At 33.9% G+C, this 15,830-nt stretch carries 13 protein-coding genes and 2 pseudogenes; 3 read left to right on the forward strand and 12 right to left on the reverse strand.

All coding sequences use genetic code 11. The annotated features are described in order from the left end of the window. Positions 1-4: 4 nt before the first annotated feature. The gene (locus HNS40_RS15920) at positions 5-538 is read right to left on the reverse strand and encodes a pyridoxamine 5'-phosphate oxidase family protein (RefSeq protein WP_172282633.1); all 534 of its coding nucleotides are present in this window, start codon (positions 536-538) and stop codon (positions 5-7) included. Between the two features lie 266 nt (positions 539-804). On the opposite strand from HNS40_RS15920, the gene HNS40_RS15925 reads away from it, so the two are divergent. Then, entirely contained in the window at positions 805-3,288 is a 2,484-nt protein-coding gene (locus HNS40_RS15925; RefSeq protein WP_172282636.1) for an ATP-binding protein, read from the forward strand. Between the two features lie 46 nt (positions 3,289-3,334). On the opposite strand, the gene HNS40_RS15930 is transcribed toward HNS40_RS15925, so the two are convergent. Next, positions 3,335-4,258: a hypothetical protein gene (locus tag HNS40_RS15930; protein WP_172282638.1), complete on the reverse strand. Its 924-nt coding sequence runs from the start codon at positions 4,256-4,258 to the stop codon at positions 3,335-3,337. 197 nt (positions 4,259-4,455) lie between these two features. Here HNS40_RS15930 and HNS40_RS15935 point away from each other — a divergent pair. Then, a pseudogene (locus HNS40_RS15935) lies at positions 4,456-5,281 on the forward strand (IS982 family transposase). Between the two features lie 9 nt (positions 5,282-5,290). Here the strand turns inward: HNS40_RS15935 and HNS40_RS23530 are convergent. From HNS40_RS23530 to HNS40_RS15950, 6 genes and pseudogenes are all read right to left on the reverse strand, one after another. Next, the gene (locus tag HNS40_RS23530; protein ID WP_256367551.1) at positions 5,291-5,425 is read right to left on the reverse strand and encodes a hypothetical protein; all 135 of its coding nucleotides are present in this window, start codon (positions 5,423-5,425) and stop codon (positions 5,291-5,293) included. A gap of 354 nt (positions 5,426-5,779) precedes the next feature. Continuing rightward, entirely contained in the window at positions 5,780-6,055 is a 276-nt protein-coding gene (locus HNS40_RS22965; RefSeq protein WP_216663799.1) for a hypothetical protein, read from the reverse strand. Then, a complete protein-coding gene (locus HNS40_RS22970; RefSeq protein WP_216663798.1) occupies positions 6,052-6,423 on the reverse strand; it encodes a transposase in 372 nt (123 codons plus the stop codon). Before HNS40_RS22970 ends, HNS40_RS22965 begins: the two co-directional genes overlap by 4 nt. Before the next feature lie 20 nt (positions 6,424-6,443). Then, a pseudogene (locus tag HNS40_RS23220) lies at positions 6,444-7,019 on the reverse strand (transposase). 602 nt (positions 7,020-7,621) lie between these two features. Beyond that, positions 7,622-8,425 (reverse strand): (Fe-S)-binding protein, encoded by an 804-nt coding sequence (locus tag HNS40_RS15945; protein WP_172282640.1) that lies wholly within the window; start codon positions 8,423-8,425, stop codon positions 7,622-7,624. A 24-nt stretch (positions 8,426-8,449) separates the two neighbouring features. Beyond that, the gene (locus HNS40_RS15950) at positions 8,450-9,769 is read right to left on the reverse strand and encodes a 4Fe-4S dicluster domain-containing protein (protein ID WP_172282642.1); all 1,320 of its coding nucleotides are present in this window, start codon (positions 9,767-9,769) and stop codon (positions 8,450-8,452) included. A gap of 364 nt (positions 9,770-10,133) precedes the next feature. Between HNS40_RS15950 and rlmD the strand changes: the two genes are divergently transcribed. Next, complete coding sequence (rlmD, locus tag HNS40_RS15955; protein ID WP_172282643.1) at positions 10,134-11,552, forward strand: 23S rRNA (uracil(1939)-C(5))-methyltransferase RlmD; 1,419 nt, start codon at positions 10,134-10,136, stop codon at positions 11,550-11,552. Between the two features lie 471 nt (positions 11,553-12,023). Here rlmD and HNS40_RS15960 read toward each other — a convergent pair whose 3' ends face one another. From HNS40_RS15960 to HNS40_RS15975, 4 genes are all read right to left on the reverse strand, one after another. Then, positions 12,024-13,877: a hypothetical protein gene (locus HNS40_RS15960; protein WP_172282644.1), complete on the reverse strand. Its 1,854-nt coding sequence runs from the start codon at positions 13,875-13,877 to the stop codon at positions 12,024-12,026. Continuing rightward, complete coding sequence (locus HNS40_RS15965) at positions 13,867-14,652, reverse strand: ion transporter (protein WP_172282645.1); 786 nt, start codon at positions 14,650-14,652, stop codon at positions 13,867-13,869. The genes HNS40_RS15960 and HNS40_RS15965 overlap by 11 nt, the downstream gene beginning before the upstream one ends. 318 nt (positions 14,653-14,970) lie before the next feature. Beyond that, a complete protein-coding gene (locus tag HNS40_RS15970; protein ID WP_172282646.1) occupies positions 14,971-15,180 on the reverse strand; it encodes a KTSC domain-containing protein in 210 nt (69 codons plus the stop codon). A gap of 18 nt (positions 15,181-15,198) precedes the next feature. Further along, on the reverse strand, positions 15,199-15,663 hold the full coding sequence (locus HNS40_RS15975) for an ATP-binding protein (protein WP_253916393.1): 465 nt from the start codon (positions 15,661-15,663) through the stop codon (positions 15,199-15,201). Between the last annotated feature and the right edge of the window lie 167 nt (positions 15,664-15,830).

Consider the following 15,830-nt stretch of genomic DNA (forward strand, 5'->3'; position numbering starts at 1 on the left):
GGGTTTAGAATTTAAGTTTAGTTGCTCCCCAGTTTTCTTCTTTACTGATCACGCCTTTGCTATAACTCACCAATTCCATTGAAATGGGCATGATTTTAATTAAAACCATATCTGTTTCCATGTTTTGATAATAGGCTTTCCAGCCTTCTTTCCAGCGTGCTTTTTTTGTTTCCAAATCATTTACTAATTCTGCTATTCCTTGAATACTGACATACCCTGTTGAATTGACTTCAGTATAATAGATACTTACTTTTTCATTTGCTTTGATATGTTCGGCTTTTCTTGTTTTAGGATTTGTTGCCAACCAAATGATAAAGTCCTTTTCTGTGGGCAGGGTTTGCATCATTCGAGCTATTGGCTGACCATCTTGATCAATAGTAATTAATGCACAAGTGCTAGCTTGGTTGATGATTTCTAGAGCAATGTTTTTATTTTTATCCTCCTCTGAATTTGTATTTTGGGCAAGTATAGAAGTAAGGCCAATAAATGAAAACAATAGCGTAATGAGTATGCATGAGAAATTGATTTTCGTTTTCATATCTGCTTAGTTTTTTGTTTGATGCTTATTGCAAAATTAAGATTTTTGATTTAATTGTGAACTACTCATTAAAATGTAAAATCTATTCATAATTTATCATTATATTCGCTTATGCTGGTTTGGTTATCAGATAAATACTATCTTTATAAATATAAATGATAAAACGATATTATAATAGAATCAATTCAAAGCTTTCAATAAGGTATTTTATTATACCTGTATTAATGCTCGTGTTTTATCTTCTTTTCCATCTGGCATATGAAAAAATGAAAGAAGGAACAATCAATGATTTTAATACAGAACAAATAACTCTTGCTCAAACAGCAGCTCAAGGAATTACATCTTTCTTTAATGATTATCAATCGGAAATCACTTTTATTTCCGAACTTGAAAGTATAAAAGATTTTGATGCAGAAGGTAGAGCTCTTTTTAAAAGCTATTTTAACAATCGAAAAAATCTTATATCTGCTATTACTAGAGTAGACTCCAATGGAATTATCCAATATACCTTTCCCTATGATAGTTTATCAATAGGGAAAGATATTTCTTATCAAAAACATGTAGAGTTGGTTCTGAAAACACAAAAAATAGTTATTAGTGATGTGTTTCAAGCTGTTCAAGGATATCTTTGTATTGCTATGCATGTTCCCATTTTTGATAAGGCCAGATTTATAGGAAGCATTGCTATTTTAATACCAATTGATAAGTTAGGACAGCGTTATTTTCAAAAAGTAAAAATTAGAGAAACTGGCGTAATATGGCTGCTCAGTAAAGATTTGATAGAGATATATTGTCCATATAAAGAGCATTTGGGAAGATCATATCTTGAGAATTGCAATTTTGAAGATGAAGCGATAAAATTTAGCAAGGTTATAAAAAAGGATAGTTCAGGAACAATAATTAGTCATCATCAACAAGTGTTATTGAAAGAGGAAGAGGTTCAAAAGAAGCATATGGTCTTTTATAGAACTCCTATTGGGAATACATACTGGACCATTATCATTTCATATGAAGAAGAGGATATTTATTCTGAATTACATCAACTACGTAATAGGCTTATTCTCATTTTCTCAGTACTTTTCCTATTTATATTATACTTTTTTTACTCAAGCTCAAAAATAAGGGCTATTCTAAAAGAGGAGAGAAAAAGAAAACTTGCTGAAAAAATACTACGTGAAAGTGAAGAAAAGTACCGTACCATGATTGAAACATCTAATGATTTTATTTGGATGTTAGACCTTGAAGGAAAAATTACTTTTATCAACGATCGAGCGGTAGAGCAAACGGGACTTATACGTGAGGAATGGTATGGTAATCATTTTAGCCCATTAGTATTGGCAGAAGAATTAGCTTTTTTGCAAGAAGTTGTTTTGAAGAATTTAAATGGAGAATCAGTAAATTATGAATTCAAACTAAAAACAAATCATCAAAAGCTATTAACGCTTTTGGTAAATACAGCACCTATTTTTAGTGATGATCAGATTATAGGCATGATTAGTTTTGCAAAGGATATTACGGAACATAAAAGGCAAGACAATATCAGACAAATTATTCTTAATATTTCAAATGCAGCTAACTATAGCAAAGATTTAGGCCAGTTTGTTGGTATTATTCATAAAGAGTTGAATACAAGTATAGATGCCTCAAATTTTTATCTGGTGCTATATAATAATAGCAATAATGAAATTACTATTCCTTATTTAAAAGATGAATTTGAAGATGATAAATCCTTTCTAGAAGGAAATACATTAACTCATTATGTGATTAAAACTCAATTACCATTATTAGCCAATAGTCAAAAGATAAGTCAGTTAGCTTCTGATGGTGAAATTCACCTTTTTGGTAAGACATCATTAATTTGGATGGGCGTTCCTGTAAAAATAGATAAAAAAGTAATTGGTGTAATAGCAGTTCAAAGCTATGCAAATGAATTGGCCTATGATGATTCTGATTTGGAAATGCTAGAATTTATTTCAGATCAAATAAGCATGCTGATACATAGAAAAAGAGCAGAAGAACACTTGATTAATGCCTTAATGAAGGCAGAAGAAAGTGATCGACTAAAATCCGCTTTTTTAGCTAATATGAGTCATGAAATTAGAACCCCAATGAATGGCATCTTAGGTTTTGCTAGTTTATTAAAGGAGCCTGATTTAACTAAAGTTGAACAAGAGGAATATATCAAAGTAATTAATCGGTCTGGAACTCACTTACTAGATATCATTAACGATTTAATTGATATTTCTAAGATTGAGGCAGGACAGATAGAGGTGATGATTTCTTCTTTTAATTTGAATGAGCAAATGCAATTACTCTATAGTTTCTTCAGAAAAGAAACAGAGAAGAAAGGAATGGAATTAAAGCTAAGTATTCCGCAAGAACATAAAGGCACGATCATTCAATCTGATAAAGAAAAACTATATGCTATTCTTACCAATTTAATAAAAAATGCCATTAAATACAGTGATAAAGGCATAATTGAGTTTTGGTTTCAAAGAATAACATTAATGAATAATGAATACTTTGAGTTTCATGTGAAAGACAATGGAATTGGAATTCCACTTGAAAAACAAGAACATATCTTTGATAGATTTATCCAAGCAGATGCCGATGATTCTAGAGTGAATGAAGGTTCAGGCTTGGGACTGACTATTTCAAAAGCTTATGTGGAACTACTAGGAGGAGAGATGGGCTTGCATAGTGAATTGGGCAAAGGATCAGATTTTTTCTTCATTATTCCCATATCGTAATATAATATAGAATTCAGTTTATTATCAAGATCGCTTATTCTTTATCTTACCTTGGAGACATTTTTATGAATTTATAAGAGATGGGTAACATTCCACTTGAAAATATACTAAACCCCAAAGATTCTGTATTACAATAAACATCTTCATAAATAGATTTGTCTCTTGCAACCCAATGAACAGTATAAAAACCTTTGGTAGCAGTATTGTTGAATATGGCTTTAACATCACCACTTTCCCAGTCGCTAATATTCTTAGCTCCAGATAAATAAACCACTAAAAAACCATCATTAACAGGGTTTTTGATGATACCCACTGTATATTTACCTGCTGAAAGATCCTCAAATGAAAGACGAACTCTTTCATAAATTCCCTCCATTGGGTCTAGATTTCCTTTGTTTTCAGCAAAGTATAGGTTTAGTTTTTCTCTGGTCCAAATGGTTGGGTTGGAAGGGAGCTGAAGTTGATTAGAAGCTTTGTATATCCCTTTCGATTTTACAATGCTTTTCCAGTCTTCCACAAGTTTGTTCTCCACATGTGTAAACTTTCCATATTTAAAGGTTTTATCCGAAGTAAAAGAAAAGACATCGCCATTACATGAGATAAAAGAAATGGTCATGTCTGAAACTGAGTTTTTATTGATTTCACCTCCAAACATTACCAAAGAATATTCACAATAGGATTTGATGGCAATACTGAGTTCTGTTTTTTCTTTGGAAGTAAGGGCCACATATTCAAAGCCCATTTGCTGTAAATACTTTTTTGCCAAATAATAAAAACCTGCAATTCCAGTTTTATTGTCTACTTGTTCTTGGTTAAATGGATTAAGGCCTATTTCGGCATATTTTACTCCTGAAATATACTTTTCAAATGATAGGGAAGGGTTTGAAGAAAAAGTTAATTTCTGATTTTGGCAATACCCGCTAAATATAAAAGTGCTCATCGCAATTAATAGGAGGATGGTTCTTTTCATGTTTTCTAAATTAATATTAATTAACTCAAGTTGCTACTTATCTTGCTGATTTAAAATGTTTATGGAATTGTGAAGATGTTGTGATGTTAACAAGAAAAAGAAAGTTTTTAACAAAATACGCCTGATAATCAGTTAAGTATGTGTTTTTACAAAAAAAAACCCAAATTGTTGCTGCGAAACAAATTAATCTGGAGGATATGATTAAAAAATCAACAGCAATATACACAATAATTGATGACCTACTAATAGAAATTGAGCATTAAAGAACCTAAAAACAGGCGAGTAATTGATTCTGAGATTATCACAACAGCCTTGATATCAGAACTGTATTTTGGAGGAAACCAAGAAAAAGCCATTTGCTTTATGAAGTCTACAGGACTGATTCCCAAAATGCTTTCCAAAAGCCGGTTTAATAGGCGATTGCATTTAATCAGAGAATTAATAGTCGATTTGTTTTTCCAACTCTCTGAAATGATAAAGAAGGTAAATATATCATCTGAATACATAATTGATAGTTTTCCAATCCATACATGTGATAATATGCGGATTTCCAGTTCAAAACTCATTCAAGGTGAAATCTATCGGGGAAGGAAAGCAACTATGCGTAGGTATTTTTATGGATTTAATGTACATGTTTTGGTAACAACTGACGGTATCCCAGTTGAGTACACCTTTCTGCCAGGGAGTAAACATGATTCAGAAGCCTTAAAACAAATGCCTTTTTATCTACCTGAAGGAAGTAAAATTTATGCTGATTCCGGATATACAAATTATAAGATTGAAGATATGCTTAAAGATGCAGAGAAAATAAATCTATTGGTTGCTCGCAAAAGCAACTCTAAACGCAAAAGAGAAAGGTATATGGAGTACATTATTGAAAGCATGAGGAAACGAGTAGAAACAACCTTTAGTGAAATTTCAACTTTATTACCTAAGAAAATCCATGCTGTTACATCTTATGGATTTGTTCTTAAAGTTATAATGTTCTTGTTTTCATATACATTAAATAAAATAGACTGCTAGCAACTTGAGTTAATTATTAAGTTCTCTGACTTGAATAAAGTGACCTTCGGCATCCATTCTAATTATTTTCGATTTAAGGCCTTTTGAAACCTGAAATCTATATATTTCTGCGGGCCATGCAGGAGATTCTAACTTCTCTTTCATGTCCGATATTTTCCAACCACTATAATGAGATGCTTTAAGTGCTTGGAGACCATAGTAAGCCCATTGATTTGTGTTCTTGTCTCGTACCAATAGCCATGTATATTATAAATCGCCCTACTCAATTCTCCTGGATTATCCACAAATTCCACCTCAAAATAATTTGGTTTTCATCCGTTTATATTTTTGTTTTTATTCATATTCAATTGTTTCAATTCACTGCGTTAACGCTAAGAGAGTAAGATTTCATCCTCATGCTCTATGGCAATAGTCGTGTGTGCTTGGCGTTGAAGTCAGTTTCATAATCGGGGTTTCTCAATATGCTGAGATATTTCAACCTCCAGAAAAAATCGACCTTTATGCAGCTTCCTGCGAGACATCTACTCCTAACTCTCTTAGCCGTTGCAGATGTCTCTTAATTTGTTTTTCTTTTGTTATTTTGTCTAAATAACTTCCACCTAATTCTTTATAGGATTCTTTGTTTTTTATGATGAAATAAGCTGCGATTATTATCTTGTGACCAACAGCCACTAATGCCCGCTTTTTACCTCTTCTACCGACCAAGCTATCATATTTACCACGCAAATAAGTCCCTTTTGTTCTGGTTGCTGCCCATGCACATTGAATAATCATCGCTTTAAGCCACTTGTCTCCATGCGTGGTTCTTGAACTTTTTTTTTACCAGCACTCTCATTATTACCTGGGCATAACCCTGCCCAAGATGCCAAGTGTTGTTCATCAGGGAAATTATCCATATTGTTTCCTATTTCCGCTAGTATATATGATGCAGATTCTTTATCAACTCCTGGAATAGTAGATAACAACTCGGCATCAAGTACTATCTCGTTTTCTTTTAACTTGTTATCTATCTGCTTATTCAATTCACTGATTAGAAGCCCCTTGTCTTTTATTGATTGTTTTACCATTTTAAGCATGAACTTATGATGCTCCGTCAAGTTACCTGTTAGCGCAACTGCTAATTCTTGCTCTGAAGCTTTCATCTTTCCATGGCGTAGCTTTGCTAATTCTTCTGGGTACCTTCACCTTCAATCAACGCATCTATGATTTTAGTAGCTACAGCTCCGGATAGGCTACTGACAACAGAAGATAGTTTTATATTGGCATCTTCCAAAAACTTATGTATCCTATTTTTTTCTGATGCTGCTTGCTCAATTACCCGACGTTTATATCTTGTCAAATCTCGCATTTCTCTATCTGACTTTGGAGGAATAAAACTCCCTTTTAGTAAACCTGCTAACAAAAGCTTAGCAATACGCCTACTATCTTTTTTATCAGTTTTGTTTCAGGGTATATTCTTTAAATGACGGGCGTTGACCAAAATAATCTCAAAATCTTCTTCTAAAATGTTGTAAACTGGTTTCCAGTATACTCCTGTGCTTTCCATAGCTACATGAGTTATGCCTAACGACTTTAACCAATCCCTAAGTGATTCTATTGACTCGGTAAAAGCATTATAACTGCGAGTTTCCGTTTTTATGTCTTTTCCTTGCACCGATGATACCAAAACTGATTTGTGAATGTCTATTCCACACCCTTTTTCTATCACCTGTTCGAATTCGATTTTATCTGTTGTCATAACTGTATCATTTTACTCTAAAGTTACATCAATATGCTATAATCATGCTCGTGTGTGTCTTTTTTTTTGTCATGGGTGTTTCATTTGATTACCTTTAGAAAGAAATTTGCCATATACTATTTAAAGAAAATCTATTAACCTTCGATTATTAAATAATTGCCACAGAAAGTCAATAATGCATTAGATTTGTTTTAATAATCATGCTTTATAGCGCGCTATATCAAATGATTATTAAGTAAAAGATGATGTGTTATTGGCTTTTCTACTAGTAGATTTCGATAATTAGCCCATCTATTTCCCCAAATTTCATTGAGTTATCATGATTGCTCTTCATAAATCTGGGTCATTTATAAGCTAATTATCTGAAAATGTGGCCTGATTTAATATCAAACTGAGGCTATTAGGTATTATTTAGTTATTTCTGTAGCGAGTGGTTTTGAATGAAACTATATTTTTATATGCCTAGCGTAATAATTATACGATTTACCATAAGGGTTTAAATAGATTCTAATATTTCTTAAGTTTTCAAATTTAGTTGTGATAAAAATAACCTTATAAGTTTCTTTCAAATACATCGGTGTTATATATGGTTCATGTTTTTTCTACAATTTCAATTCCAAAGCCACCAACTCAGCCAAGTCCATATTCTTCATCTGCTCTTCTTGCTCGGTAAACTTAATACCATCAGTGAGCATAGTCATACAGAAAGGACATCCTGTGACAACAATATCGCATTTGGTTTCGGAGACATCCTCCATGCGTTCCATATTCACTTCTTTGTTCCCCTTTTCAGCTTCTTTAAACATCTGAGCACCACCAGCACCACAGCATAAAGCAAAGCTTTTACTTCGTTTCATTTCTACTCTGTCATCAGCTAGAGCATCCAGAATATTTCGTGGGGCTTCGTATTCGCCATTTCCTCTACCCAAATAACAAGGATCATGATAGGTGATTTTTTTTCCTGCCAGTGCCTTTTTCGTCAATTTAAGTTTGCCTTCTTTTATCATTTTCTCTAAGAACTGACTGTGATGCCATACTTCGTAATGGCCATCATAATCTGGATATTCATTTTTAAGGGTGTTAAAATCGTGAGGATCACAGGTGATGATTTTCTTTACCTCATAGGCATTCATCACTTCAATATTCATCATGGCTTGCATCTGAAATAGCATTTCGTTTCCAGCTCTACGGGCTGTGTCACCGCTATCACTTTCTTCTACTCCAAGCACCCCATAACTGACTCCCAGATGGTGTAATATCTTCACAAAATCGCGGGTAACTTTTGTATATCTATCATCGAAAGCCCCAGCACTACCTACCCAAAACAGATATTCGGGAGCATTTCCTGCAGCATGTAATTCACTATATATAGGGACTTCTATTTTAACTTTTTCTTTAGTATCCATTTTTCAATATTTAAAGATCTGTAATTATGCGTTTGTGAATAAATCCTCAGCCCACTTCATTCTATCATCTTGGCTATATTGCCATGGAGCTCCATTATTTTCAATGTTTTGGAATACAGTATTCAGTTCTGCTGGAGCAGCACTTTCTTCCATGACCAAGTATCTACGCATATCGATAATCATACTGGGTTGGTTGATATTCACAGGGCATTCCTGAGCGCAAGCATTACAAGTGGTACAAGCCCAAAGCTCTTCGGCGCTGATATAATCACCCAATAAACTTTTACCATCGTCGAACTCTGAACCATTTTTAATTAGACCTGGACCTTTCTCGTCCATCCTGCTTCTCACATTCATTACTATCTTACGAGGAGATAATTTCTTACCTGTAATATTAGCCGGACAAACATCGGTACAACGACCGCATTGGGTACAGGCTAAGGAATCCAAGTAATTCTTCCAGTTGACGTCTTCAATATCTTTCACTCCAAATTTCTCTATTTCAGCTTCCTCTTCTTCAGGAGGATCTGCAAAGGCAGCATTAGGGTCCATCATCAGCTTAACTTCTTTGCTTATGGATTCCATATTATAGAGTTGACCTAAAGGTTCTAGGCGACTAAATAAAACATTGGGAATAGAAGAATATACATGGAAGTGTTTGGAATAGGGCAAGTAATTGGCAAAGAAAAAGATAAGCAAGATATGTGCCCACCAGTTGATTTCATGGCCAATATGTAAACTTGAATAATCCATTGAACTAACTAAAGTGGCCAATTGCTGACTCACCGGATAAACACCAAGAATTGCCTCCCCAGAACTTAATTTTTCTGCCACATAGAAGGTGTTCATTCCTAAGAGACTAATCATTAAAAAGAGGATGATACTCAAAGCAATATTAGCGTCGGTATGTGATTTATGGGTCATTTCGATACCATCGAAGCGTTTCACCTTACCCGATATTCTACGGTAGAGAAAAATGAGCATGGCCAGAGCAATAAAGGCAGCCATAATATCTCCAGATGCCACTATAAAGCTATAAAAACCACCTAAGAAACTCAATATTCTCTCGGTACCAAATAAACCATCAATTACCATTTCAATACTTCCAAGTGTTATCACCAAGAAGCCCCAGAATACTAAAGCATGAATGAGTCCAACCACAGGCTTCCTCAGAATTTTCTTTTGCCCAAAAGCCACATTCATCATGATACTGAATCGTTTGCCGAAGTCTTTGACCTCAAATGGCTTGGTGAGTTTAAAGAACAAATAATACCTTTTGAAAGAATAGGCAAAGATGCCCAAGGTCATTAGCAATGACAAGCTAAATAGAATTTGTTTAAGCATATTGATAGGTTTAGGGTTTCGAGAACAATATTAAGAAAAATTGCCATGCTTGCATAGGATTGTTGGATATTTATTCTTTTAGTGCCTGGAGTTCAATGAGTGCCTAAAGTATTTAGAGTGCCTAAAGTTAAAGAGCACAGGGCAGAGGGCAGAGGGCAGAGGGCGAAGAGTAAAGGGCACAGGGCAGAGGGTATAGGGCGGAAGGGTAAAGGGCTAAGGGCAAAGGGCACCCAGCACTCAGTACCCAGCACCCAGCACCCAGTACCCAGTACCCAGTACCCAGAAACCAAGTATTTAAGCAATAATAAATTTCTATTGTAATCAGTTCATTTCTTACTATTTTTGCCGCTTATTAAAATATACTATGGGAAGAAGAGGAAGAAGACGTCCGAATCCACAATTCGAGAATGTGGAGATATTGAAATTAGCAGCTGAAGGAAAATCATTGGCGAAAGTTGATGATAAAGCGCTTTTTGTACCATTTACAGTGCCTGGCGATGTGGTTGATGTACAAGTGACCAAGAACCGTAAGGCTTATATGGAAGGCAAGGCCATTCGATTCGAAAAGAAATCAGATATGCGTGTAGAGCCCAAGTGTGAGCATTTTGGAACCTGTGGAGGTTGTAAATGGCAAATGATTTCCTATGAGGAACAATTGAAATTAAAGCAACAGCAAGTACAAGATAATTTAGAGCGTTTGGGTGATTTTGAAATGCCAGAAATGGAAGCCATTTTACCTAGTGAGAAGCAGTATTTCTATCGCAATAAGATGGAGTTTACTTTTTCCAATCGTATATGGCTCACCGAAGATTATTCCAAGGAAATGGATTTTTCTGAAATGAATATGAATGGAATCGGTTTTCACATGCCAGGTATGTTTGATAGAATCTTAGATTTAAAAAACTGTTACCTACAAGAGGAGCCTAGTAATGAAATCCGTCTGAGCGTCAGGAGATATGCGCTGGAAAATAAGATTGGCCACTACCATCAAAGAGATCAAAAAGGATATTTAAGGAATTTATATATTCGTACTTCGAGTACTGGTGACCTGATGGTCATTTTAGTGGTAGGAGAGGACGAGCCAGAGATTCTAAAGGGAATTTTAACTCATATTGCAGATAGCTTTCCACAGATTACTTCGTTGATGTATGTGATCAATCAAAAGATGAATACCATCATTACCGATTTGCCTATCCAACTTTTTAAAGGCAATCCTTATTATATGGAAGAGATGGAGGGTGTGAAGTTTAAGGTAGGCCCCGTTTCATTCTATCAAACCAATAGCGAACAAGCCTATGAGATGTATAAAGTAGCACGAGAATATGCTGGTTTAACTGGAGAAGAACTGGTTTATGACCTTTATACCGGAACAGGAACCATTGCTAATTTTGTGGCTAAAAATGCTAAGAAAGTAGTGGGAGTGGAGTATGTTCCAGAAGCCATTGCTGATGCCAAAGTCAATTCAGAAATCAATGGAATAGAAAATACGGTATTCTATGCCGGTGATATGGCTGAGGTTTTAGATAGAGATTTTATTGAAGCTAATGGAAAACCAGATGTGGTTATTACTGACCCACCAAGAGCTGGAATGCACGAAAAAGTGGTGATGCAATTGCTAAAAACAGCACCACAAAAAATCGTGTATATCAGCTGTAATCCAGCCACGCAAGCACGCGATATTACTTTAATGAAAAACAAATATAAAGTCGTGAAAGTTCAACCCATCGATATGTTTCCACAAACTCATCATGTGGAGAATATTGTATTGTTGGAACGAAGATAAAATACTAAATCTATTAGTTGAGAAGCCCATGAGAATTGATTTTCATGGGCTTCTTGCTCATTCCTATGATAAAAACCGCTGTATATGCTTCTGAGAAATAAATATGCTGTGAATTGGATATACCGGCGTTATTGTGCCAGTCATACCGACGTTATTGTGCCAGTGTGAACAGCTATAATTTCTAGGCTAAATTTACACATTAATTTGTTTTATTATCTCCATCATCGATTGATAAAATGGACATTGAATAAATAGAAACGCTTTAAGCGTAGTAAAGTCAAAGCTGTTAAATGGCTAAGATGGTTATTTAATTCATTTCCAAACTTATTTTATCATTGGGCTTTAGGTTATCACTTAACCTAGTGATTGGCTGCATAATAAGAGCCGTATGAATTGAGAGGTTTACCTACGGTTCTGTGAGAGGTTTAGGGGTGAAGTTCCCCTCTACCTACTCGACTACCGCCTGTATTTCTATTTTCTAATCGCTTTTAGAATTCTATCTTCCTTAATCAGAACGTCTTTCATTAATAGCTGATAAGGAAATTGTTTGTGTTTTGAATCTCTGAATCCGTCAAGAATATTAACCAAAGAACCTGCTGTTATCAACGATAAATTTATTTCAAATTCTAAATCGCAGTCGTTAACAAAATCATCGCTAAAATCGGGCGCAACAAGTAACGATTTCACAACATTCAAACCATCCTTTTTAGCCAAGTCAACGTAAGATTTTATTTGTCTTGAAACAGAACTAAATTTGTTATATCCGCTTTCTTTTACCGTTTTACATTCGATGATTATTATATTATCATTACCCAAATTTAAAACCAAGTCGATTTTGTTTTTTGCGGTATTCAGTTTTTTCTTTAGAGTTTCATCAACATTGAAACCAAGTTGTTCGAATATTTTTTGTGTAAGACACTCAAACTTTAGACCTAATTCACTTTCTTTTATAACAATTCCATTTTCCCTTAATAAATTCAGATTTCGAAAACCGATTGCAACGTAATTTTCAATTAGCAGGTTTTCTGCGTCTTTGTAGGCATCTAAAATATTTAGAACTAAATCTCCCCTTGACTTTAATTCTTTTGCTGTAATAAATGTTTTAAGGTCTTCTGTCGGCAAAATGTCGAGAACATCTCGCGGTTTTATGTTAAAATCTAAAAGTGTACTACTGTTTAAAATAGTTTCTTCGGGCATTTCAAATTCTTTGAGCACTAATTTTTTAAATGATTTCAATTCTTCATTTATTTCTAAAAGTAGTTTTTCATAACCTTCAACTGAAATACCAACTTTTTCATCGTGTTCAATTTCATTGAAATACAGGGTTATATTTTCAATTTTTTCTTCAAGTGTAACGCCTTTTAGGTTTGTAGAAATTTTTAATCCTTTGCTCCAAACATCGTTAATTGCTTTTTTTCTGTCTGTTAAATTTGTTCCGTCTTTATGAATACCATTTTTAAGCAAATTCGTAAATGAAATTCCTTCTTTAATTATTTGCTTAATTTTTGATTCGTAATCAAGTTCTCGAACGTCAATATTGTGTTTGCGGCAGATGAGATTTATTTGTGATTCTTTTAATGTTTTGAGTACACGGCGGAAATATTTATCTGCAATTTCTTTTTTTCTGATTTTACGTAAAACTCGAACAACTTCATCTGCAACATAAATCAAGTTGTTTTTCTTTGAATAAAATACTACTCCAATATTTTTCAAGAATGTTATAACATTATCAATATTTGCTTTTTCAGGAGGAATAATTAAGTAGTTAATTAGTTTTACTTCTTCCTGCGATAATTCCAACTGGTTTGTCAAGGTCAATAAAATAGACAATTCATCATCGGTTATTTTAGAATCCCTGTTGTTTTCATAATCATTGTTATATGCAGTTTCTACGCAAGCTTTATAAATTTGATAATCACGTTTTCTTACTTCATCAATTTCCGATTTGCCCGCTTCTAATTGAGATTTTAATTCTCTCGTTTTCTTTTTAATATTTACCAACTCTTTTTCGTAAAGTCTGCCAAGCCAGTCTTGTTTTAAAATGTTGTTGCCATCCTTAATTATTATATCGATTAAAATATCCAATTGCGAAGTTGTATTAACAAATTCAGCTTTAACGGTTTCCGCAAATTCATCTTTTATTAAATCGAAAACTTTGGCAATATTAAGACTGTCAACCCCTTTCAGATTATTGCTGCTGTCTGAAAGTATTTTGTCAATTTCCTTGCTGTTTTTTGGATTGCAAGATTTTATATTGTCAATGATTTTTAGAAATGAATTTTTTTCAAGCGAGTTAACGTTGTCCAGAATTTTTTCAAGTTTCATGGTTATTGATTTTTGTAAGTACTTCAGTTATTTTTGAATCGAGATTATCTATTTTCTTTTCCAATTCATCGTTGTTGTCACTAACCATTGCATCCACAAAGATTGAATTGACAATTGAAAGCCCGAAAATGCCACCTGTTAAAACAACAAATATGAAATAAAGATAAGTAAAAAATGTTGCGGTTTTTGAGTAACCACTTATAATTTGTTCGGGAATTTCAAACCAGCCTTCAACGGTAAATATTTTGAAAGTTGAATACAATGAAACCATCGGGTTTTTGAAATATTCGGAACCGCTGTTTTGAAAAAGATAAAACGAAAGTACACCAATTATAAAGATGTAAACAGCAAAACCTAAAAATACAAACACCGAAGCTTTTAAAGCTCGTTGAACGCCTGCAACTAATTCTCCAACATTTGGAATAAATTTAAAAAATCGGAATGCTTTGAAAACACGCATTATCCTGAACACGAGTAAGAAACTAAAATCGACAATATTTAAATTGAAAATGAATGTTATTAAGGCAGGAATTGAAAGTAAAATAAGTACAAAATCGAGCTTGTTCCAATTCGATTCAAAATAGCCTTTAAAACCAAATTCTTTGAATTTGAAAATCAATTCGAGAATAAACAATGTTGTGATCGAATTGTCAATGATTGTCAAAATGTATTTGTCGCTTTGCGATGGAAAATAAGCACCAATAAATAGTATTACTGAATTCAAAAGAATCAGTCCAAGAATAAATTTATCGTTTAGAAAAAGTCTTTTAATCATTTTATTTAGTTGTGTCTCGGTTCTTTTTTAATATTAGTGATAACGGGCTTACTATGTGTTTTGCGGGCTTTCGAAGCTCTTCACTTTCAAATCTGCATTTAGCCAAAACTTTGATTTACATTAATTCAAATTACAAATTGACAAATCAAAGATTTGGCGGTGTTGCAACGGAGAACTGCGGTTGAATTACCCGCTATACCCTGCATTACATATAGCTTTTGTTACCCACTGGCTTTTATTTATTAGTAAACTTAGAGAAAGCTCTTTTGGTTTTGGAGGAACGGAAAAGCCAAATGTGCTTGAACGAATCCAAAGAACTTAGATTTCTGATTGACTATATGCCTTATAGATATTCTGAAACGCATATGTTCCTTTAGAACCTGCACTCATTAGATTATCAAATTCATAGTCAGGAACACTATAATATTCATATGTTCTTCCATTATTAAACTGAATAGTTAAAGTTCCTATTTCATTATCATAGCCAATAGCTGTGATATTGCTTGAATCAACTGGGATCATTTCCATAATTTCGAATTTTTAAATTTATACTTTTTGTTTTCTCCAATTAGTAACAGCCTTAGCAAACTCTGGATTTTCAATCTCAGTTTTTGCCCATTCTAATGATGGAACGGCATCACTACTGTCAGGTCTAGGTTTCATTAAAGGGATCAAAACTCTACTTGGAATTTTAATTGCTTCGCCAACAATAATAGCTTCACCTGTCCTCAATGATGGCAAAGTTTCTGCCAAATTACTTGAGTTGTCAGGGATTGAAGAACGAATTATAGATTGGTCATCTGAACTTGATAGTCTTAAAGTAATAAATGTACCACATTGAGATAGTATTGAAGTATCTAGATCAGATGGACGTTGACTTACAATTAATGCACCAATACCATATTTTCTACCTTCTTTACATATACGTCTAACTGCTGACGTTGCGTATCCTTGTACATATTGATTGCTGCCACCTTTAGGCAAATAAGAATGGGCTTCCTCGTATACCATTAAAATTGGACGTTGCCTTCCGATACCATCAAGAAATCTCGGGTCACATTAAAAACTATGGGGAATCCTTATCTTAGCTGACAAAAATTAAGTTTTGGAATTAACAATATTACAAGAGTTTTTACCCGCATTTATCTTAGATTATTTTGAGGTAAAAGAGTTTTACA

The organism is Lentimicrobium sp. S6 (assembly GCF_013166635.1).
Lineage (GTDB): Bacteria > Bacteroidota > Bacteroidia > Bacteroidales > UBA12170 > UBA12170.

Excerpts from the sequence above, each read along its gene's own strand:
- HNS40_RS15920 (WP_172282633.1), bottom strand. The coding sequence starts at position 538 with ATGAAAACGAAAATCAATTTCTCATGCATACTCATTACGCTATTGTTT.
- HNS40_RS15925 (WP_172282636.1), top strand. The coding sequence starts at position 805 with ATGAAAGAAGGAACAATCAATGATTTTAATACAGAACAAATAACTCTT.
- HNS40_RS15930 (WP_172282638.1), bottom strand. The coding sequence starts at position 4,258 with ATGAAAAGAACCATCCTCCTATTAATTGCGATGAGCACTTTTATATTT.
- HNS40_RS23530 (WP_256367551.1), bottom strand. The coding sequence starts at position 5,425 with ATGAAAGAGAAGTTAGAATCTCCTGCATGGCCCGCAGAAATATATAGA.
- HNS40_RS22965 (WP_216663799.1), bottom strand. The coding sequence starts at position 6,055 with ATGATTATTCAATGTGCATGGGCAGCAACCAGAACAAAAGGGACTTAT.
- HNS40_RS22970 (WP_216663798.1), bottom strand. The coding sequence starts at position 6,423 with ATGAAAGCTTCAGAGCAAGAATTAGCAGTTGCGCTAACAGGTAACTTG.
- HNS40_RS15945 (WP_172282640.1), bottom strand. The coding sequence starts at position 8,425 with ATGGATACTAAAGAAAAAGTTAAAATAGAAGTCCCTATATATAGTGAA.
- HNS40_RS15950 (WP_172282642.1), bottom strand. The coding sequence starts at position 9,769 with ATGCTTAAACAAATTCTATTTAGCTTGTCATTGCTAATGACCTTGGGC.
- rlmD (WP_172282643.1), top strand. The coding sequence starts at position 10,134 with ATGGGAAGAAGAGGAAGAAGACGTCCGAATCCACAATTCGAGAATGTG.
- HNS40_RS15960 (WP_172282644.1), bottom strand. The coding sequence starts at position 13,877 with ATGAAACTTGAAAAAATTCTGGACAACGTTAACTCGCTTGAAAAAAAT.
- HNS40_RS15965 (WP_172282645.1), bottom strand. The coding sequence starts at position 14,652 with ATGATTAAAAGACTTTTTCTAAACGATAAATTTATTCTTGGACTGATT.
- HNS40_RS15970 (WP_172282646.1), bottom strand. The coding sequence starts at position 15,180 with ATGGAAATGATCCCAGTTGATTCAAGCAATATCACAGCTATTGGCTAT.
- HNS40_RS15975 (WP_253916393.1), bottom strand. The coding sequence starts at position 15,663 with ATGGTATACGAGGAAGCCCATTCTTATTTGCCTAAAGGTGGCAGCAAT.